Source organism: Pseudarthrobacter sp. 902506025 (genome assembly GCF_040702325.1).
GTDB lineage: Bacteria > Actinomycetota > Actinomycetes > Actinomycetales > Micrococcaceae > Arthrobacter.
On record NZ_JBFBKW010000011.1, the window covers coordinates 111,635 to 131,746 of the forward strand.

15 protein-coding genes are annotated in these 20,112 nt (G+C 67.0%); 3 read left to right on the forward strand and 12 right to left on the reverse strand.

Going from position 1 to position 20,112, the window contains the following annotated elements:
• Nucleotides 1-35: 35 nt before the first annotated feature.
• Nucleotides 36-812 carry a fumarylacetoacetate hydrolase family protein gene (locus AB0280_RS18075; RefSeq protein ID WP_159631706.1) on the reverse strand — a complete coding sequence of 259 codons (777 nt, stop codon included), beginning with the start codon at nt 810-812 and terminating at the stop codon, nt 36-38.
• Nucleotides 813-822: 10 nt separating this feature from the next.
• Entirely contained in the window at nt 823-1,641 is an 819-nt protein-coding gene (locus AB0280_RS18080; protein ID WP_366368204.1) for an MBL fold metallo-hydrolase, read from the reverse strand.
• 133 nt (nt 1,642-1,774) lie between these two features.
• On the opposite strand from AB0280_RS18080, the gene AB0280_RS18085 reads away from it, so the two are divergent.
• Nucleotides 1,775-2,368 carry a hypothetical protein gene (locus tag AB0280_RS18085; protein WP_366368205.1) on the forward strand — a complete coding sequence of 198 codons (594 nt, stop codon included), beginning with the start codon at nt 1,775-1,777 and terminating at the stop codon, nt 2,366-2,368.
• A gap of 82 nt (nt 2,369-2,450) precedes the next feature.
• Here the strand turns inward: AB0280_RS18085 and AB0280_RS18090 are convergent, their stop codons facing one another.
• From AB0280_RS18090 to ilvD, 10 genes are all read right to left on the reverse strand, one after another.
• The gene (locus tag AB0280_RS18090) at nt 2,451-3,563 is read right to left on the reverse strand and encodes a branched-chain amino acid aminotransferase (RefSeq protein WP_307492713.1); all 1,113 of its coding nucleotides are present in this window, start codon (nt 3,561-3,563) and stop codon (nt 2,451-2,453) included.
• A 103-nt stretch (nt 3,564-3,666) separates the two neighbouring features.
• Nucleotides 3,667-4,719, reverse strand: a complete 1,053-nt coding sequence (locus AB0280_RS18095; protein WP_307492711.1) for a 3-isopropylmalate dehydrogenase — start codon at nt 4,717-4,719, stop codon at nt 3,667-3,669.
• A 93-nt stretch (nt 4,720-4,812) separates the two neighbouring features.
• On the reverse strand, nt 4,813-6,369 hold the full coding sequence (metG, locus tag AB0280_RS18100; RefSeq protein ID WP_224026430.1) for a methionine--tRNA ligase: 1,557 nt from the start codon (nt 6,367-6,369) through the stop codon (nt 4,813-4,815).
• 37 nt (nt 6,370-6,406) lie between these two features.
• Entirely contained in the window at nt 6,407-7,162 is a 756-nt protein-coding gene (locus AB0280_RS18105) for an ABC transporter ATP-binding protein (RefSeq protein ID WP_159631700.1), read from the reverse strand.
• Nucleotides 7,159-9,957, reverse strand: coding sequence for an ABC transporter permease (locus AB0280_RS18110; protein ID WP_307492706.1), 2,799 nt, complete (start codon nt 9,955-9,957; stop codon nt 7,159-7,161). Before AB0280_RS18110 ends, AB0280_RS18105 begins: the two co-directional genes overlap by 4 nt.
• 216 nt (nt 9,958-10,173) lie before the next feature.
• The gene (gene serA / locus AB0280_RS18115) at nt 10,174-11,763 is read right to left on the reverse strand and encodes a phosphoglycerate dehydrogenase (protein WP_018768338.1); all 1,590 of its coding nucleotides are present in this window, start codon (nt 11,761-11,763) and stop codon (nt 10,174-10,176) included.
• A gap of 125 nt (nt 11,764-11,888) precedes the next feature.
• On the reverse strand, nt 11,889-12,914 hold the full coding sequence (gene ilvC / locus AB0280_RS18120; RefSeq protein WP_159631698.1) for a ketol-acid reductoisomerase: 1,026 nt from the start codon (nt 12,912-12,914) through the stop codon (nt 11,889-11,891).
• A gap of 85 nt (nt 12,915-12,999) precedes the next feature.
• The gene (ilvN, locus tag AB0280_RS18125) at nt 13,000-13,512 is read right to left on the reverse strand and encodes an acetolactate synthase small subunit (protein ID WP_141160110.1); all 513 of its coding nucleotides are present in this window, start codon (nt 13,510-13,512) and stop codon (nt 13,000-13,002) included.
• Between the two features lie 2 nt (nt 13,513-13,514).
• Entirely contained in the window at nt 13,515-15,422 is a 1,908-nt protein-coding gene (locus AB0280_RS18130; protein WP_366368209.1) for an acetolactate synthase large subunit, read from the reverse strand.
• Nucleotides 15,423-15,827: 405 nt separating this feature from the next.
• Nucleotides 15,828-17,546, reverse strand: coding sequence for a dihydroxy-acid dehydratase (gene ilvD / locus AB0280_RS18135; protein WP_366368211.1), 1,719 nt, complete (start codon nt 17,544-17,546; stop codon nt 15,828-15,830).
• A gap of 257 nt (nt 17,547-17,803) precedes the next feature.
• Between ilvD and AB0280_RS18140 the strand changes: the two genes are divergently transcribed.
• Together AB0280_RS18140 and AB0280_RS18145 are read left to right on the forward strand one after the other, a co-directional pair.
• Nucleotides 17,804-18,940 carry a hypothetical protein gene (locus AB0280_RS18140; RefSeq protein ID WP_366368212.1) on the forward strand — a complete coding sequence of 379 codons (1,137 nt, stop codon included), beginning with the start codon at nt 17,804-17,806 and terminating at the stop codon, nt 18,938-18,940.
• On the forward strand, nt 18,894-20,093 hold the full coding sequence (locus AB0280_RS18145) for a PQQ-dependent sugar dehydrogenase (protein ID WP_366368214.1): 1,200 nt from the start codon (nt 18,894-18,896) through the stop codon (nt 20,091-20,093). Before AB0280_RS18140 ends, AB0280_RS18145 begins: the two co-directional genes overlap by 47 nt.
• The last annotated feature ends 19 nt before the right edge of the window (nt 20,094-20,112 follow it).

Genomic DNA, 20,112 nt, shown 5'->3' on the forward strand with positions numbered 1-20,112 from the left:
CGGCCGCATGCCGCCTCCCGCCCTGCGGGCCGGTGCTAGCGGCGGACGATGGGGTTGGACAGCCGGCCGATGCCTTCGATTTCCACCTCGAAGCGGTCGCCCTCCTTGACCAGCCCCACACCGGCCGGCGTGCCGGTCATGATGACGTCGCCGGGCAGCAGGGTGAACGCCTGGGACACCACGGAGACCAGTTCGCGCACGCCCCGGATCATCTGGCTGGTGCTGCCGTCCTGGCGCACCTCGCCGTTCAGGCGGCCCTGGATCTGCAGGTCCTCCGTGTCCAGGTCGGTTTCGATCCAGGGGCCCAGCGGCGCTGAGGTGTCGAAGCCTTTGGCGCGGGTCCACTGCAGGTCGGTTTTCTGGACGTCGCGGGCCGTGAGGTCGTTGCCGCAGGTGTACCCGAAAATTACGTCGTCCACGCGGTCTTCCGGCACGTCCTTGCAGATGCGGCCAATGACCACGCAGAGTTCGGCTTCGAAGGAGACTTCCTCGGAGAACTCCGGCAGCACGACGGGGTCATTGGGGCCCACGACGGCGGTATTGGGCTTCAGGAACAGCAGCGGCTGGGCGGGGACCTCGTTGCCGAGTTCGTGGGCGTGCGCCACGAAGTTGCGTCCCACACCGATCACTTTGCTGCGGGGAATGATGGGTGCAAGCAGCCGGACGTCCTCCAGCTTGTGGCGCACGGAGGTGCGCTCCACGCCGTTGAAGAAGGGGTCGCCGTGGATGACAGTGATTTCCTCACTGCCGGGGGCACCTTCCACAACGCCGTACAGGGGATCGGAATCGACGACAAACCTGGCAATACGCATGGCTCCTACCCTACCGTCCCGGCGGCGCCGCCTGCCCTTCCCTGCCGCCGCGCAGGTACGAGAGCTGGGCGGCCACGGACAGTTCGGCGGCGCGCCGGACGGAAGGTCCGACGCCGGCATAGACGGCGTCCGCCACCTCACCCACAGTTGCGTCCCGGCCCAGCCGGGCCAGTGCCGCGCGGATTTGCGCCAGCCGTTCCTCCCGGTGCGTCCGGTAGTCGCGGGCCGCAGACTCCAGGGACGGCAGCACCGGGCCGTGCGCAGGCAGTACCGTGGCGGGTCCCAGGGCCTCGAGCAGGTCCAGGGACGCGAGGTAATCGCCCAGCTTCCCGTCGGGATAGTCCAGCACGGTGGTTCCCCGGCCAAGGATGGTGTCCCCCGTCAGCACCGATCCGTTCTGCCCGTCCGCCGGCAGGTGGAAGCAGACGGAGTCGGAGGTGTGGCCAGGTGTGGCCATCACTGCGATCTCCAGCCCTGCCACCCGGATAACTTCCCCGGACGCCAGGGGTTCTCCCCCGCCATGGCAGTGGTTGGCATCCATGGCGCGGACTGGTGCGCCCGTCAGCTCGTGCAGGCGCGCGGACCCGGCAGTGTGGTCGGCGTGCCGGTGGGTCACCAGGATCAGCTCCACGGTGCCAACGCCGGCCAGTGCGGCCAGGTGCGTTTCATCCTCCGGTCCGGGATCCACCACCACCACGACAGAATGCGCGGGCGCGCGCAGGACGTAGGAGTTGGTGCCGTCCAGGCTCATGGGACCCGGGTTGGGGGCAAGGAAGAATTGCGTGAGTGCGCTGCTCCGCTGCAGGACCGGGCCGGGATTGAAAGTCACGGACCCATCCTTGCATCCATGGCCACCCCTCCCCCAGCGTGGCCCCTGCGCGCCGGCGGAATAAGAGGGCGCCGGCTGCGGGTTGGCACCAGTGACAGCACCACGATCTCCATCAGGAAGCCGGATCCCGCCCATGAGCACAGCATCACTCGCAGACCTTCTCGCCCAGGCGGACACCGACGGACACGACCACTCGGCCACCGAAAAAGCCACCGGCCTGCTGCACGTCCACAACCACGCCACGGGCAGCATCGTCTGGTTCCCGACGTGGCGGAAGTTCCGTGAAACCACGGACTGGTCGGAGGCCGTCGCCGGCATCACCGCGGAACTGGATGCCGCCTCCGCGCCGGCAGACCAGGCCGGCGCCGCAATCGTTGCCGCGGACCTGGAATCCCTGCTGGACCAGGCTGCCCGGTCCGGCAATGCCAACGTCTTCGTCCAGGAAAACCTCACCCGGCACCTGACCAGGACCTGGGCTGTGGGCGATGCCGTGGCGAAGGCCACCAACAAGGACCTGTTCACCAGCGGCCCCACCCCCGCCGTCTTCGCCGGCTACCCGTACGACGTCTACGCCCAGGACGGTGGCGTGTTTGCCACGGCCCTCTGGAACGACCTTATCGACGCACGGCGCAACCGTGCTTTGGCGGAGGAAGCGGCCCGCAAAGCACTGAAGCCGGTCTCCCGCAAAGCCATGAAGAACGCGGCCCGGAAGGCAGCACGCCGCTGACCAACCCGCCGCCGGCTGAAACGCAGAACGGCGCCTGACGGACCAAAGTCCGGCAGGCGCCGTCGTACGTTGAAGCCTGAAACTATGCCAGGCGGGTGAGCCAGCCGTGGGTATCCGGCTCGGCGCCGGTCTGGATGCCCAGGAGCTTCTCCCGGATGGCCATGGTGACCTCGCCGGCCTTGGCGTCCTCGGAACCGATGAACTCGGTATCGTCCTTGAGGACCCCGATGGGAGTGATCACAGCTGCGGTACCGCAGGCGAAGACCTCGGTGATCTCACCGGACGCCACGCCGTCGCGCCACTCGTCCAGGGTGATCTTGCGCTCGGCAACCTCGCGGCCCATGTCCTTGGCCACCTGGATGACGGACATGCGGGTGACACCTTCCAGGATGGTGCCGGTCAGCGCAGGAGTGACCAGGGAGCCGTCCTTCATGACGAAGAACACGTTCATGCCGCCCAGCTCTTCCACGGCGTTGTCGTTGGCCTGGTCCAGGAACAGCACCTGCTTGCAGCCGTTGGCTTCGGCCTCCTGCTGCGCGATCAGGGAGGCAGCGTAGTTGCCGCCGCACTTGGCGTCGCCGGTGCCGCCGCGGCCTGCCCGGGCGTACTGGCGCGAGATCCAGATGGACACCGGCTTGAGTTCGCCGCCGAAGTAGTTGCCGGCCGGCGATGCGATCACGCGGAAGGACACTTCACGGGCTGCCCGGACACCCAGGAAAGCCTCGGTGGCGATCATGAAGGGCCGCAGGTAGAGGGCTTCGCCGTCGCCGGAGGGCACCCATTCCTTGTCCACGGCCACCAGCTCACGGATCGCGCCAAGGAAGTATTCGGCCGGCAGTTCGGGCAGGGCAAGCCGGCGGGCGGACTTGTTCAGGCGTGCCGCGTTGGCTTCGGGACGGAAGGTCCAGACGGAGCCGTCCGCGTGCCGGTAGGCCTTGAGCCCTTCGAAAATTTCCTGGCCGTAGTGGAAGACCGCGGCGGACGGGTCGAGCACGATCGGACCGTAGGGTTCAATCCGGGCGTCGTGCCAGCCGCCGTTGCCGTCCGCGTCCACGCTGTAGTCGACGATGGCGGTGTGGTCGGTGAAGTAGTTGCCGAATCCCGGGTTTGCCAGGATGGCTGCACGCTCCTCGGCGGACTTCGGGTTCTCCGAGGGCTGCCGGGTGAATTCGACGCCATGGGCGGTCTGAGTCATGGTTCCTCCACGATCGGCCGCCCGGGGTTCAGCGCTGAACGGGAAGGCGGCATTTGGTGATTCGAGTAAAGCTTACGCCCGATGCCGGCGGCCCCGGCGCGGGCTACAGGCCGGCGGCGATGGCGTCGCCCACGGCGCTGGTGCTGCGTGCTGTGCCGTCGCGCTTTTCGACGTCGGCAACCACTGCGCCTTCGATCCTGCGGGCAGCGTCGGTGTAGCCGAGGTGGTCCAGCAGGAGCGCGGCGGAGAGGATGGCCGCGGTGGGGTCAGCCTTGCCCTGGCCGGCGATGTCCGGTGCGGACCCATGGACCGGCTCGAACATGGACGGCGCGGTGCGGTCCATGTTGATGTTGCCGGAGGCTGCCAGCCCGATGCCGCCGGTGACTGCCGCGGCGAGGTCGGTGATGATGTCGCCGAACAGGTTGTCCGTGACGATCACGTCGAAGCGGGACGGGTCGGTGACCATGAAGATGGTGGCGGCGTCCACGTGCAGGTAGTCGTGGGTGACCCCAGGGAATTCCTGGGCCACGGCTTCGACGGTGCGCTTCCACAGGTGCCCGGCGAAGACCAGGACGTTGTGCTTGTGCACCAGGGTGACGTGCTTGCGCTCCCGCAGGCTGGCGCGGCGGAATGCGTCGCGGACCACGCGCTCCACGCCGTGGGCGGTGTTCAGTGACACTTCGGTGGCTACCTCATGCGGGGTTCCCGCCCGCAGTGTGCCGCCGTTGCCCACGTACGGACCCTCGGTCCCTTCGCGCACCACGATGAAGTCGATGGTGCCGGGGTTGGCCAGGGGGCTGCCGACGGTTCCGTAGAGCCGTGACGGCCGCAGGTTGACGTAGTGGTCCAGGCTGAAGCGCAGCTTGAGCAGCAGCTCACGCTCGATGATGCCGGACGGGATGCGGGTGTCGCCGGGGGCGGCACCCACGGCGCCGAACAGGATGGCATCGCGGGTCTTCAGGTCGGCGAGGACTGCATCCGGCAGGGTCTCCCCCGTAGCCAGCCAGTGCTCGGCACCGAGCTCATAGTGCGTCGGCTTGAGCTCCACGCCCTCCGCCGCCACAGCCTTTTCCAGGACTTTGAGGGCCTCGGCAATGACCTCGGGGCCGATGCCGTCGCCGGGAATAACTGCAAGATCGATGGAGGATGCGCTCATGGTTTCAGGGTAGCCAAGACATCCATATGCTGGTCAAAACGTCTCAGCTTTTGGACATGAGCGCATCCGCCGCGAGCCCGCGGAGGAAGGAACCTACTCCGCGGGCTCCTCGAACTTGGGGAACACCGGGGTGGGAGCGGGCAGCGCCGTACCGGGCACGATCGGGGTTGGGATCGCCGCGAACTGCCGGGCGTCGCCTTCCGGCTGGCCGAGGGCATCCAGGAGCTTGGCCGTTGCGTCGGGCATGACGGGCTGGGCCAGGACCGCCACGATCCGCAGGACCTCCAGCGTCACATACAGCACGGTGTTCATGCGTTCGACGTCGGTCTTCCGCAGCACCCAGGGTGCCTGCTCGGCGAAGTAGGCGTTGGTGTGGTGCAGCACGCCCCAGATGGCCTCCAGCGCGCGGCTGAACTCCTGCTTGTCGAAGGCGGCGCGGGCGGTTTCCAGCAAACCATTCGCCTGGGCGAGGATCGCGTTGTCCTCCGCCGTGAACGCTCCGGGCGTGGGAACGGCGGCCCCGCAGTTTTTCGCCACCATGGACAGGGAGCGCTGGGCCAGGTTGCCGAAGTTGTTGGCCAGGTCCGCGTTCATGCGGCCCACGATGGCCTCGTGGTTGTAGCTGCCGTCCGCGCCGAAGGGAACCTCACGCAGGAAGAAGAACCGCACCTGGTCCAGGCCGTAGCGGGCAACGAAGTCCGCCGGTGCCACCACGTTGCCCAGGGACTTGGACATCTTGACCCCATTGTTGTGCAGGAAGCCGTGGATCATGACGCGCTTGGGCAGTTCCAGCCCGGCGCTCATCAGGAAGGCGGGCCAGTAGATGGCGTGGAACCGGGAGATGTCCTTGCCGATGATGTGGACATCGGCGGGCCAGTACTTCCGGAACTTCTCCGAGTCCACGTCCGGGTACCCCACGCCGGTCAGGTAGTTGGTCAGCGCGTCCACCCAAACGTACATGACGTGCTTGTCGTTGCCCGGGACGGGGACGCCCCAGTCGAAGGTGGTCCGGCTGATGGACAGGTCCTCCAGGCCGCGCTTGACGAAGCTGATGACCTCGTTGAACCGGTATTGGGGTGCGCCGAACTCCGGGTGGGATTCGTAGAGGGCCAGCAGCTTGTCCTGGTAGGCGGAGAGCCGGAAGAAGTAGCTCTCCTCCGCCGTCCACGTGACCTCGGTGTCCGTCTCTTTCGAGTAGCGCACGCCGTCGTCCTTCACCACCGTCTCATCCTCGGCGTAGAAGGCCTCGTCCCGGACGGAGTACCAGCCCTCGTACTTGTCGAGGTAGATGTCGCCGTTGGCTTCCATCTTCTTCCAGATGGCCTGCGAGGCAGCGTAGTGGTCGGTGTCCGTGGTGCGGATGAACCGGTCGTAGCTGATGCCCAGGGCGGAGTGCGCGCCCTTGTAGACCGCAACGTTCCGGTCCACCAGTTCCTTGGGGGTGATGCCTTCCTTCTCCGCCGTCTGGGCAATCTTCATGCCGTGCTCGTCGGTGCCGGTCAGGAACATCACGTCAAAGCCGTCCAGCCGCTTGAAGCGGGCCATGGCGTCGGTGGCAATGTACTCGTAGGCATGCCCGATGTGCGGCACGCCGTTGGGGTAGGTGATGGCCGTGGTGATGTAGAACGGCGTTTTCTCTGGAGCAGTCACGGTGCGGACGGTTACCTTCGGTGCGTAAGGGGGCGGACTAGATCAGTTCTGTCAGGGTATCGCTCAGACGCACCAGTTCGTGGTCGTGCGAGGCCACCAGGACGGCGATGCCGTCGGAGGTGGTGTCCTTCAGGATGCTGATGATGCGGTTGGCGGAAGCACGGTCCAGGGAGGCGGTGGGCTCATCCACCACCAGCACCCTGGTGCCGAGGATCAGTGCCCGGGCGATGGCCACGCGCTGGCGTTCACCGCCGGACAGCTGGGCGGGGCGGTGCCGCATGCGGCGGCCCAGGCCCACCAGGTCCAGCAGGTCCTTGGCCATGTCCCGCCGCTGCTCCACTTCGCCGTCCGGAACGGCGGGCAGGAGGACGTTCTCCAGTGCGCTCATGCCGTCGATCAGGGCGCCCCCTTGGTCCACGTAACCGATCAGGGCACGACGGCGGTCGGCGATTTCGTCGTCGCCCATGCTTTCGAGCGAATCACCTTCCCAGAACACCCGGCCCGACGTCGGCAGGGTAAGTCCCGCGCCGACGGTCAGGATGCTGGTCTTACCGGAGCCGCTTCGGCCGGCGACGCAGTGCATCTCACCGGCGTGCAGGGTCAGGTCGAAGCCTTCCACCACGCTGACGGCCTCGGCGCCGCCCTTTCCGCCGCCATAGCGGATGGTGATGTCGCGCATCTCCAGCGGGGTGGCGTGGTCGGCCGACTTGACGATGGTGTTGGCCCGGGTCTGCAGGGGGACCTCGTTGGAGCCGCTCCTGCGGCTGCGCTGGACGTTCGTCGGGTTTGTCATTGGACCACTTTCGTTGCAATCGGTATCCAGCAAATTACAGCCACCAGCCCGGCCACGGCAGCCCAGATGGCTGCATAGGGGGCCAGCAGCAGGCCGATGCCCAGGGCGCCCAGCACGCCCAGCGGCAGGGCCACGGTTCCCACCAGTGCGTTTTCGAACAACCGGACCTGGCGGAGCATGTCCGGGTTCCAGCCCATGGCCTGGAGGATGCCAAGGTACTGCCGTTTGGCATTGAGCTCGAACCGGCCCGTCACCAGGGTCAGCACCAGCCCCACGGCCACGCCGGCAAGTGCCAGCAGGATGCTGGGCAGCGTCACGCTCGCTGCGGCCAGCCCGCTCAGGGCGCTCGCACCGGCGGCGCGCGGAATGTCGATCAGCAGGGCGATCAGGCCGCCGACCGCGGCACCGAAGACACCAACCGCGACAGCCAGGGACAAGGTGTTGAACTTGTTGGTGCTCAGCTGCCGGTTGGCGAACGTCAGTGGCGAGTCGACCGGAATGAGGCGTTCGTCGTGCTGCGGTTCCTGGTCAATGACGTCGCGGTGCCGGAGCTGCCGGGCGGCAAACAGGGCCGCAGCGCAGTAGAGCACCAGGACGGCGGCGCACACCAGGGCGGTGGCCAGGCTCCAGCTCAGCAGGCTCAGCACGATGCCTGCTGCGGCGAGCAGCACGGCGCCGACGCCGAATTCCTCCAGCACCCAGGTGCGGATCCGCCGCTGGGTCCAGCCCATGGCCCGCAGTGTTCCGGCCTCGCTGCGGCGTTTGCGGATGTAGCTCACGGTCGATGCGCCCGTCAGGAGGGCGGCCCCGCACAGCGTCAGGAAGAGCAGGGTGATGTTGGTCCCGGAAAGAGCTCCGGCCACGGCTTCGGCGGCGTTCTGCCGGACCCAGGACTGCTGGACCGTGCCGAGTGCCGATTCCTTGCCGGCACCGTCCTTGGAGTAGCCCGGAACGAAGATGCTGGTGTCCTCACGGGCCGAGCCGGCGACCACGGTGGCGTCCAGGCCCATGTCCCGGATTTCGGCGGCAAGCTTCTCCACCTCGGGCTGGGCGTCCTTCCAGCTGCCCGGCGCCTTGGCGCGGACGCGGACGGCGTCGATGACGGCGGCGTTCTGCTTGTAGCCACGCGCTGCGGCGAGTCCGTAGTAGTCGGTGATGGCACCGGCGGACTGGCTGGCCAGGCCGGTGGCACTGAGTGATGGCTTCAGTTCCGCCGCCGGCACGTCCTTGCCGGCCGCGTCCTTCTCCAGGGTGAACGGCGTGGGGTCGTACCCGCCCAGCGGAAGCTTGTTGACGTCACCGGAGGCCGCCTCCACGGCGGCGGGGTCGAACGTTCCGTAGACCATGGGCAGCGGCGTAGCGGCCTGCTGCTGGCCGGTGGGCAGGTTGTCCCGGTAGGACCGCTCGTCCACGGGGTCGCGCTGGGTCTGGTCAACGGGGGCGCCGTTGGCGGCCTTGTCCGGCAGCCGGTTGACGGTGACCCATTCGCCGGGAACGGCGGTCTTGTCCACGGCGCCGTTGGCGGCCGTGTCACCGTCCGTGTACTTGGGGGCACCGGCAAAGTTGGTGCTCCACTTGGCCGGCGTGTACAGGCCGGGGTTGAAGTTCCCGTTGCTGCCCAGCAGGGACGAGTGGTCCGTGGAGCCGGGCCAGGACAACACGAAGGGGTCCTTGGAAACGAAGGGCAGGTAGTCCTTGCCCAGGGACTTCGAAACGGTCCCGATGTCCTTGACTACCTTGCCGGCGTCGTCAATTTCCTCGATCTTGACGTTGTACTTAAGGTCCAGCGACGTACCGGAGCGGACAATCAGCGGAACTGCCTGCGAGCCGTTGGTCAGCTGGCCGGTGCGCTTGGCCTGCTGGTACTGGGTCATCAAGGGGGCCCAGTACTTGAGCTTGACGCCCAGGAAGTCCGGCCCTTCCTTGAGCTGGTCCATGCTGATGCCCTTGGTGAAGAGCCCTTCGAGGTAGCGGCCCACGGCGCCTGCGTCCCGTGCATCAGCGGGCGGCGCCTTCTCCAGCGGAGCAAGGAAATCACCGGCGGAGCCGAGCAGTGCCCGTTCGGCGGCAGGGTCGACGGCGACGACGGACTCGGTGACCTCAGGGGCCAGCGGCAAGGCCACGGAGAGGTTGAAGAGGTTGTGCTCGGAGCCGCCGGCGGGGGCGGGGAACTTGATGCCGGTCTCCCCTTGCGCCGGGGCGATGCGGATGCTGCTGCCGCCCTGTGCCTTTTCCTCCACGAGGCGGGCCTTGCCCAGGCTGCCCTCGGCCGTGGTCTTGAAGAGCGTCTGTTCGGAGTGTCCGTCGGAGCTCACGGCGCTGGCGGTCAGGCGGTACTTCTTGGCAGCATCGGTCAGCACCGATTCAGCGGCTGGCCACTTGTCCGGGGCGGTGGCGCCGGCAGCCTGGTCCGCCGTGGCGGTGCCTGCCAGCCCGGCGTTGTAGCCGAGGTAGTCCATGGCGTCGAGGCGGGGGGTCTCAAGGTTCTGGGTGACGCGGGAGACCAGGCTGATGGGGGCCGCCACGGACGTGCCGGACAGCTTCCTGATGGAGTCCAGTTGGTCAAAGCCGATGCCGCCCGCGCCGTTGGCGATCTCGGGCTGCAGCAGCGCCCCGGAGGGCGCCTTCGCCTGGACCAGGATGTCGTAGAGCCCCCTCGAATTTTCATTGACCGTCCGGTTGAGCGCAGCCTGTGACTGGCTTTGGACGACGACCGACAAGCACATGGCTGCGATCAAGATGGCCGCGGTCAACAGCAGCACCCTGCTTCTGATGAACCTCTGGACGGCGTTCATGGAACTCCCTGAAACCTGGATTGCGTGCGCGCACATCCATCCCCCGGGCAGACGTGGGCAATGACGGACGGATGTGCAAAAGGTATTGGCCGGTCTGCCGGCTATGGTCCTGAATCAGGACGTAGCCATTGTAAGCAGACCGGCCAATCATACGTGGCTCCGCACGGACGTACCCTGCGGAGGAGCGGCTTTCGGCGTTTCGGCCGGTGTGTCGCGTTAGTCTTCCAGGTCCACTTCCCGGACCATCTCAGCGCCGATGCCGGCCTTGATGGCGTCCAGCACCTGCTGGGGAACGGAGCTGTCGATGGTGAGCAGGGCCAGGACCTGGCCGCCCTCGTTGGAGCGGGCCACCTGCATGCCGGCGATGTTGATGTTGTTCATGCCCAGGATGTGGCCGATGGTTCCGATGACGCCGGGGCGGTCGGTGTAGGCAACCACCACAAGGTGCTCGCTGATGGGGATTTCCACCTCGAAGCCGTTGATGCCCACGAGCTTCTCGATCTGCTTGGGGCCGGTCAGGGTGCCGGCCACGGAGATCTGGCTGCCGTCGCTGAGGGCGCCACGCAGGGTCAGGACATTGCGGTAGGACTCGGTCTCCGGCGTGGTGATGAGGCGGACGTTGATGCCGCGCTGCTCGGCGATGACCGGGGCGTTGACGTAGGAAACCTGTTCGGTCACGACGTCGGCGAAGATGCCCTTCAGCGCCGCAAGTTCCAGCACCTTGACATCGAGGGAGGAGATTTCGCCGGCGACTTCAACGTCGAACTGCGTCAGGGACGCGTGGGTCAGCGCGGTGAAGATGCGGCCGAGCTTCTCGATCAGCGGGATGCCCGGACGGACGTCGGGGGCAATGACGCCGCCGGCGACGTTGACGGCATCCGGGACCAGCTCTCCCGCGAGGGCAAGGCGGACGGACTTGGCCACGGAGACGCCGGCCTTTTCCTGGGCTTCGTCGGTGGAGGCGCCCAGGTGCGGGGTGACCACCACGTTGTCGAGCTTGAAGAACGGCAGGTCGGTGCTGGGTTCCTTGGCGAAGACGTCCACGCCCGCGCCGGCGATTTCGCCGTCCTGCAGGGCCGTGAAGAGCGCTTCTTCGTCAACGAGGCCGCCGCGGGCCACGTTGACCACGTAGGCGGTGGACTTCATCTTCTTGAATGCGTCCGCACCAAGCATGCCCACGGTCTCGGGGGTCTTGGGCATGTGGATGGTGATGAAGTCGGACTGGGCCAGGAGCTCGTCCAGGGTGACCAGCTGCACGCCGAGCTGCGCGGCGCGGGCCGAGGTGATGTAGGGGTCGTAGGCCAGGATCTTGGTGTCGAAGCCCTTGAGGCGGGCGGCCACCAGGGCGCCGATGCGGCCCAGGCCGATGATGCCGATCTTCTTTTCGAACAGTTCGATGCCGGTGTACTTGGAGCGCTTCCATTCGCCGTCCTTGAGGGCGGCGCTGGCCTGCGGGATGTGGCGGGCCAGGCTGAGGATGTGCCCCACGGTGAGTTCCGCGGCGGACACGATGTTGGACGTGGGGGCGTTGACCACCATCACGCCGGCCTGGGTGGCGGCCTTGATGTCCACGTTGTCCAGGCCGACGCCGGCGCGGGCGATGACCTTCAGGTTCTTGGCCGCGGCGATCGCTTCGGCGTCCACCTGGGTGGCGGAGCGGACCAGGATGGCATCCACGTCGCTGATCGCCGAGAGCAGCTGGGAACGGTCGGCGCCGTCGGTCTGTCGGATTTCAAAGTCCGGGCCAAGGGCCTCGACGGTGGCGGGGGAAAGTTCTTCGGCGAGCAGTACTACGGGTTTTGACACGGCTGATCCTCTGCGTTGCAGTCCTGGGGATGGAAACAAGTCTAGGCCGACGGAAAGGCCGGGCTCACATTGTTAAGTGTGAACCCGGCCTCACCATTGGGGTCTATGCGGTTGCGCTGGCAGCCTTAGCGGGCTGCGGAGCCTTCCACGTAGTCCACGTCCTGCTGCTGCCAGGAGAACAGGGAACGCAGTTCGCGGCCGACAGCCTCGATGGGGTGCTGCTCAGCCTTGGCGCGCAGTTCCTTGAACTCGACGGCGCCGTTGTCCTGGTCTTCGATGAAGCGCTTGGCGAATGCACCGGACTGGATGTCGGCCAGGACGGCCTTCATGTTTTCCTTCACCTCGGGGGTGATGACGCGGGGGCCGGAGACGTAGTCGCCGTACTCTGCGGTGTCGGAGACGCTCCAGCGCTGCTTGGCGATGCCGCCCTCCCACATGAGGTCGACGATGAGCTTGAGCTCGTGCAGCACCTCGAAGTAGGCGATCTGCGGCTGGTAGCCGGCCTCGGTCAGGGTCTCGAAGCCGTACTGGACCAGCTGGGAAACGCCGCCGCAGAGAACGGCCTGCTCGCCGAAGAGGTCGGTTTCGGTCTCTTCGGTGAAGGTGGTCTTGATGACGCCGGCGCGGGTGCCGCCGATGGCCTTGGCGTAGGACTTGGCCAGCTCCCAGGCGTTGCCCGATGCGTCCTGTTCGACGGCGATGATGTCCGGGATGCCGCGGCCAGCTTCGAACTCGCGGCGCACGGTGTGGCCCGGAGCCTTCGGGGCCACCAGGATGACGTCAACGCCTTCCGGTGCCTTGATGTAGCCGAAGCGGATGTTGAAGCCGTGGGCGAAGGCCAGGGCCTTGCCGGCGGTCAGCTTGTCCTTGATGGAGTCGTTGTAGATGGCGCGCTGGTGCTGGTCCGGCGCGAGGATCATGATGACGTCGGCCCATTCGGCAGCGTCGGCAACGTTCTTGACCGTGAAGCCGGCGTCCTCGGCCTTGGCGGTGGACTTGGAGCCGTCCTTCAGGGCGATGACGACCTCGACGCCGGAATCGCGCAGGTTCAGCGCGTGGGCGTGGCCCTGGGAACCGTAGCCAACGATGGCAACCTTGCGGCCCTGGATGATCGACAGGTCGGCGTCATCGTCGTAGAACATTTCAGTCACTTGCGTAACTCCTCTTGAGTGGTTGTAGATAGTGGTCTTGCGGTGCTGCGGTTACGGGCGCGTGGTCCCGCCTGGACGCAAATGCCTAGGCGGAGCGGAGCGCCCGGTCACTCATGGAGCGGGATCCCCGTCCAACGGCCAGGGTGCCGGACTGCACAATTTCGCGGATGCCGAAGGGCTCCAGCACTGAAAGCAGGGCTGTGAGCTTTTCGGGGTGGCCGGTGGCCTCGATGACGACGGAGTCTGTGGACACGTCGACCACTGAGGCACGGAACAGGTCTGCGGCCTGGGTTACCTGCAGGCGTGTTGCGGCATCCGCACGTACCTTGACCAGGATGTGGTCGCGCTGTACGGAAGATTCTGGGGTCAGCTCAACGATCTTGATGACGTTGACCAGTTTGTTGAGCTGCTTGGTGACCTGCTCGATGAGGTCGCCGTCGGCGTCGACCACCACCGTCATGCGGGACACGCCCGGCACTTCGGTGGGGCCCACGGCCAGGGAGTTGATGTTGAAGGCGCGGCGGGCAAAGAGGCTGGCCACGCGGGTCAGGACGCCGGGCTTGTCCTCAACCAGGACGGAAAGTGTGTGGCGGGTCATGCTCAGTCTTCCTCTTCCCATTCCGGGGTCATGTTGCGGGCAACCTGGATCTGGTCGTTACTCACGCCGGCGGGCACCATTGGCCACACCATGGAGTTGGGGCTCACCACGAAGTCGATGACCACGGGGCGGTCGTTGATTTCGAGGGCCTTCTGGATGGTGGCATCGATGTCTTCTTCGCGTTCAACACGGAACGACGCGCAGCCATAGGCCTCCCCCAGCTTGACGAAGTCCGGGATGCGGACCGTGTCATGGCCGGTGTTGAGGTCGGTGTTGGAGTAGCGGCCCTCGTAGAAGAGGGTCTGCCACTGCCGCACCATGCCCAGCGAGGAGTTGTTGATGACAGCTACCTTGATGGGGATCTTGTTGATGGCGCAGGTGGCCAGTTCCTGGTTGGTCATCTGGAAGCAGCCGTCGCCGTCGATGGCCCAGACCACGCGGTCCGGGTTGCCCACCTTGGCGCCCATGGCTGCCGGGACGGCGTATCCCATGGTGCCGGCGCCACCGGAGTTCAGCCAGGCGTGCGGGCGCTCGTACTTGATGAACTGGGCGGCCCACATCTGGTGCTGGCCCACGCCGGCCACATACACGCCCTCGGGGCCGGTCAGCTCGCCGATCCGCTTGATGACCTTCTGCGGTGCGATCAGGCCGTCGTCCGGTTCCGTCCAGCCCAGCGGGTAGGTTTCCTTGAGATTGTTCAGGAAGGCCCACCACGTGGTGAGGTCCGGAGTCCCGGAAGCATCGGACTGGCTGCGCACGGCCTCGGTCAGTTCCGGGATGATCTCCTTGACCGACCCGACGATGGGCACATCAGCGGTGCGGTTCTTCGAGATTTCGGCAGGATCGATGTCGGCGTGGATGACTTTGGCGTTGGGCGCGAAGGTCTTCAGCACGCCGGTGACGCGGTCATCGAAGCGGGCGCCGAGCGTGATCAGCAGGTCTGACTGCTGCAGGGCCGTGACGGCGGAGACGCTGCCGTGCATGCCGGGCATGCCGACGTGCTGCGGGTGGGAGTCCGGGAACGCACCCTTGGCCATCAGGGTGGTCACCACCGGAGCGCCGGTGGCTTCGGCGAGGGCCAGCAGCTCGGCCGAGGCGTGCGCCTTGACCACGCCGCCGCCCACGTACAGCACAGGCTTGGTGGACGCGGCAATGAGCTTGGCCGCTTCGCGGACCTGCTTGTTGTGCCCGCGGGTCACCGGCCGGTAGCCCGGCAGGTCGATCTTCGGCGGCCAGGAGAAGGTCATTTGGCCCACCTGGGCATCCTTGGCAACATCCACCAGCACGGGGCCGGGACGGCCGGTGGAGGCCAGGTGGAAGGCCTCTGCCATGACGTGCGGGATGTCGTTGGGGTCGGTCACCAGGAAGGAGTGCTTGGTGATGGGCATCGTGATACCCACGATGTCGGCTTCCTGGAACGCGTCGGTGCCGATCACGCCGCTGGATACCTGGCCGGTGATGGCCACCAGGGGCACGGAGTCCATGTGGGCATCCATGATGGCGGTAACGAGGTTGGTGGCGCCGGGGCCCGAGGTGGCGATGCAGACGCCCACCCGCCCGGTGACCATGGCGTAGCCTTGCGCGGCGTGGCCGGCTCCCTGTTCGTGACGGACCAGCACGTGGTTCATGGTGGAGGCCATCAGGGGGTCGTAGGTGGGCAGGATCGCGCCACCAGGCAAACCGAAAATGTCGTCGACGCCGAGTTCTTCGAGCGAGCGGACGATTGCTTGCGAGCCGGTCATCACCGTCGGGGGTACGACGTTGTTCGGCCCAAGGACAGGAGAGACGGCAGCAAGGTTGGCGACGACGGCGGCATGGTCAGCCGTCCGGTCGGCGCGTTCCGGAGCCTTGGGGGCTCCAGCGGACTTGGTGGCCATCAGCGAGGGGCTGATGGGCGATCCTTTGCTCATCGGACTCTTCCTTGTGGATCTTCTCTGGTTCTGGAACTGGTTTGGAACGGTGGGAATAAAAAAACCCCTCGGCCTGGCGGCTTGGTGAGGGGTTTGCGCGTGACTGTTCGTTACCAGGGGCTAATGTGCCACGCGCTTGGTAAGGACGACGACGACGGTGCCGGCGGTAACGAAAGTCATGCGTTCAGTTTTCCCTCTTGGCAAGATGGGTGTCAACGAGCAACAACCCTATCTCACCATGTGGACTCCGTTGTCCACCCTTTGATCCTATCCCGCCGGCGGGATGATCCGCCCCCGGCCGCCCGGCGCGAGCGCCGTCCGACCGGGGCCCCTCGGATCAGCCCTTATTAAACCCTGCCGCCTACAGCGGGCAGTTACTCCGCGGGAGGCACTGAGGAACTCACATCAGCCGGTGTAGGCGCCTTGGCTGGCGCTGTGGACCAGCTTCGCGTACTTGGCGAGCACGCCCTTGGTGTACCGGGCGGGCAGCGGCTCCCAGCCCACCTTGCGGGCCTCAAGCTCAGCGTCATCCACCAGCAGGTCGAAGCTGCGAGCTGCGATGTCCACGCGGATCCGGTCACCGTCCTTCACGAAGGCGATGGGGCCGCCGTCGACCGCTTCCGGCGCCACGTGGCCGATGCACAGCCCGGTGGTGCCGCCGGAGAAGCGTCCGTCCGTCAGCAGCAGAACGTCCTTGCCGAGTCCCGCGCCCTTAATGGCGCCGGTAATGGCGAGCATCTCCCGCATGCCCGGTCCACCCTTGGGACCTTCATAGCGGATGACGACGACGTCGCCGGCCTTGATCTCCCCCTTGTCCAGGGCGTCCAGGGCGCCCTGCTCGCGCTCGAAGACGCGGGCGGTGCCCTCGAAGACGTCGGCGTCGAAGCCTGCGCTCTTCACGACGGCGCCTTCCGGAGCCATCGAGCCGTGCAGGATGGTGATGCCACCGGTCTTGTGGATCGGGTTGTCGAGTGCGCGCAGGATCTTGCCGTCGACGTCCGGCGGGTTGATGGCCGCGAGGTTCTCCGCGACGGTCTTGCCCGTGACGGTGAGGCAGTCGCCGTGCAGCAGGCCGGCGTCGAGCAGTGCCTTCATGATGACCGGCACGCCGCCGATCCTGTCGACGTCGGTCATGACGTAGCGGCCGAACGGCTTGAGGTCACCCAGGTGCGGGATCCTGTCCCCGATGCGGTTGAAGTCGTCCAGGGTAAGTTCCACCTCTGCCTCGCGGGCAATCGCCAGCAGGTGGAGGACGGCGTTGGTGGAGCCGCCGAAGGCCATGGTGACGGCGATAGCGTTCTCGAACGCCTCCCTGGTCATGATGTCGCGGGCCGTGATGCCCAGGCGCAGCAGGTTGACCACCGCTTCGCCGGACTTGCGCGCGAACTCATCACGACGGCGGTCTGCCGAGGGCGGTGCGGCGGATCCGGGGAGTGACATGCCCAGGGCCTCGCCGATGCAGGCCATGGTGTTGGCCGTGTACATGCCGCCGCAGGCACCTTCACCCGGGCAGATGGCCTTTTCAATGCGGGTGAGGTCCTCCATGCTCATCTTGCCGGCGGCGCAGGCGCCCACCGCTTCGAAAGCGTCAATGAGGGTGACTTCCTTTTCGGAGCCGTCCTCGAGCTTGACCCAGCCGGGCATGATGGACCCCGCGTAGAGAAAGACGCTGGCAAGGTCCAGCCGGGCGGCGGCCATGAGCATCCCGGGCAGGGATTTGTCGCAGCCGGCCAGCAGGACGGAGCCATCAATCCGCTCGGCCTGCATGACGGTTTCCACGGAGTCGGCGATGACCTCGCGGGAGACCAGTGAGAAGTGCATGCCTTCGTGGCCCATGGAGATGCCGTCGGACACCGAGATGGTGCCGAACTGCATGGGGAAACCGCCGCCCGCGTGGACGCCTTCCTTGGCGCCCTGCGCCAGCCGGTTCAGCGAAAGGTTGCAGGGGGTGATCTCGTTCCAGGAACTTGCGACGCCCACCTGGGGCTTGGCGAAGTCGTCATCGCCCATTCCGACGGCCCGGAACATGCCGCGGGCGGGGGCGGCGTGGATGCCGTCGGTGACGACGCGGCTGCGGGGCTTGATGTCCGGCGTGCTTCCGGTTGTGGTCTGGGCGTCACTCATAGGGGAAAGTCTAGGGCTCGGATGCTGCCTGAACGACCTCCCGCGGCCGGATCCGGCGAAAATCCCGAAAGATCCCGGACCAGCCGATGGACGGTGATCTCATACTGTGAGACCCGGACGACGTTGCGATCCACGGCAGCGCCCCGGCCGGTGTTTCCAGCGGGCCTGTCCCGCGTGCCGCGGCATCTCTGGACAGCAGTGGTGACCCGACGTAGCGTCGGGACAGGACACCCGCCACCCGTAGAGAAGGGCCTGCCATGGACATTGTTTTCTGGATCATCCTCATAGTCGTCGTCGCCGTCATCATTTGGTGGCTGGTCAACCGCAACAAGTCTGCCAACGCGCCGGGTGGCTCATCAGCCGGCGCGACGACTGATCGGCCCCGCGCCGATGGAGCCCTCGAAGGGGGCAGCGCCGCCGCGTCGGCCGCGGCCGCCGGGACCACCGGCATTCCAACAGCAGCCGGATTCGGAAAAGCCGCAGAACCGGCAACGCCCGCCACGGCCGAAGAGCCAGCCGACTCGTCCGCCACGGCCTCGCCGGCGGCCGGTGCCTCCACTCCCGCGTCCAGTGAGGCATTCGGCGAGGCAGGCCACGGCGCTTCCGGCGCCGGGTTGCCCGCCAGCGCCACCGGACACGTCGAACCACGGTCGCAGGACCTGCATGCAGACCAGGCCGAATGGGAAACCCAGTGGTCCGAGGCCGGCTCCGGCTCCCGGTCCGGCTCCTCGGTTGCCGGTGGGGCGGCAGCCGCCCCAGAGGTCGCGCCCCACCCAGGGACCAGTACGGATGCACCGTCCGGACAGGCAGCCGCAGCGGCGACCCGCCCCGTCCACCACGACGAATACACGGCCCCCCATGCCCCCACGCTTCCCGGCGCCGAAACAGCCGCAGTGGAGGGCGTGGACGACGGCGGCACGGCAGCCCGCGGGCAGGCGCCCCAGCACCTGACAAACGGCTACGGCGCAGCAGACCAGCACGAGCCCGCGCCGGTCTCCGGCGGCAGCCTCGGCGACGCCGGCGATGCCGAAACGCTGGAGCGCGCCCAGTCCTCCGCACTGGTGGAAAACGGCGCGGACCACCACCAGCCGTCCGGCCAGGGACAGGACGCTGTTCAGGGATTCCCGCAGGGATCCACACCCGGCCATGGCACCACTGCCGCCGAGCCTGCCGGACACCTTGCAGCCGATGAGCCCTACGGCGCGGGCTCGGCTGCACCCGGCCCCGACGGCAGCGGACCGGCGGACTACACGGTCAAGGGCGATGCCGCCGCAATGGTCTACTACGAAGAAGGACATCCGGACTATGAGCAGACCCGGGCGGAAGTCTGGTTCGAATCTGCCGCGCATGCGGAGGCCGCAGGCTTCCGCGCTCCACGGCGCAGACGGCTCTAGCAGGAGGAAGGCCCGCCGCATTGCGGCGGGCCTTCCGCGCCTTGCCCTGTTCCTGGTGCTGGCCGCCTGCACGGGCACACCGGGGCCGCCTGCACCAAGCACAAACCCAGCCGCCGCGGGCACCCCGCCGGGAGCCGCCGTCGCCAGCTCCGCTCCCCCGGCCACCGAATCCGCCGGCACAGCCCCGGTCCCCGCCCCACCCGCTGTGCAGGAACGGTTGGAGCTGCAGCTGGACACGCCCTGGGCGGCGGTCTTCCTCCCCGACGGGACCGCCATCATTTCCGAGCGCGGGACCGCCCTGCTGAAGGCTGTTCGGGACGGCGCCGCCACAACACTGGGGAAGGTGCCCGACGTGGCGCCCGCAGGAGAAGGAGGCCTGCTGGGCCTGGCGCTTTCGCCGCATTTTGAGGCTGACCACTCCCTCTATGCCTACACGACCACCAGAGAGGACAACCGGGTGGTCCGGGTTACCGTCGAACGCGGCGCTGATGGTTCACTGACGCTGGGCCGGCCGCAGGCCGTCTTTACGGGAATACCCAAAGCCGGCACCCACAACGGAGGCAGGATCCGGTTCGGCCCGGACGGGTTCCTGTATGTGGGCACCGGCGACGCCCAGCGCCGCGAGCAGGCCCAGGACCCCGCCGCCCTGGGCGGGAAGATCCTTCGGCTCACTCCGGACGGCGTCCCCGCGCCCGGCAACCCGTTCGGGAACGCCGTCTACAGCCTTGGCCACCGGAACGTCCAGGGCCTGGCGTGGGACGAAGCAGGCCGGCTGTGGGCCAGCGAGTTCGGACCGGACGTGGACGATGAGCTGAACCTGATCCTGCCCGGCGCCAATTACGGCTGGCCGGACGTCACCGGGGCACCGCACCGCGCCGGCTTCGAGGACGCAAAAGTCGTCTGGCCCTCCACCCGTGAGTCCTCCCCCAGCGGGCTGGAAATATCCGGCGGTACCGCCTACCTGGGTGCGCTCAGGGGCGAACGGCTCTGGACCGTGCCGCTCAAGGGAACAGACACCGGGCAACCTGTGGCCTATTTCACAGGTCAATACGGCCGGATCCGGGACGTCATCCGGGCACCCAACGGCAGCTTATGGATGCTCACGAACGGCAAAAACCCTGATTTTGCGCTGATTTTGCGGCTCCCACAGTGAATCAGGAACCCACGGGAGC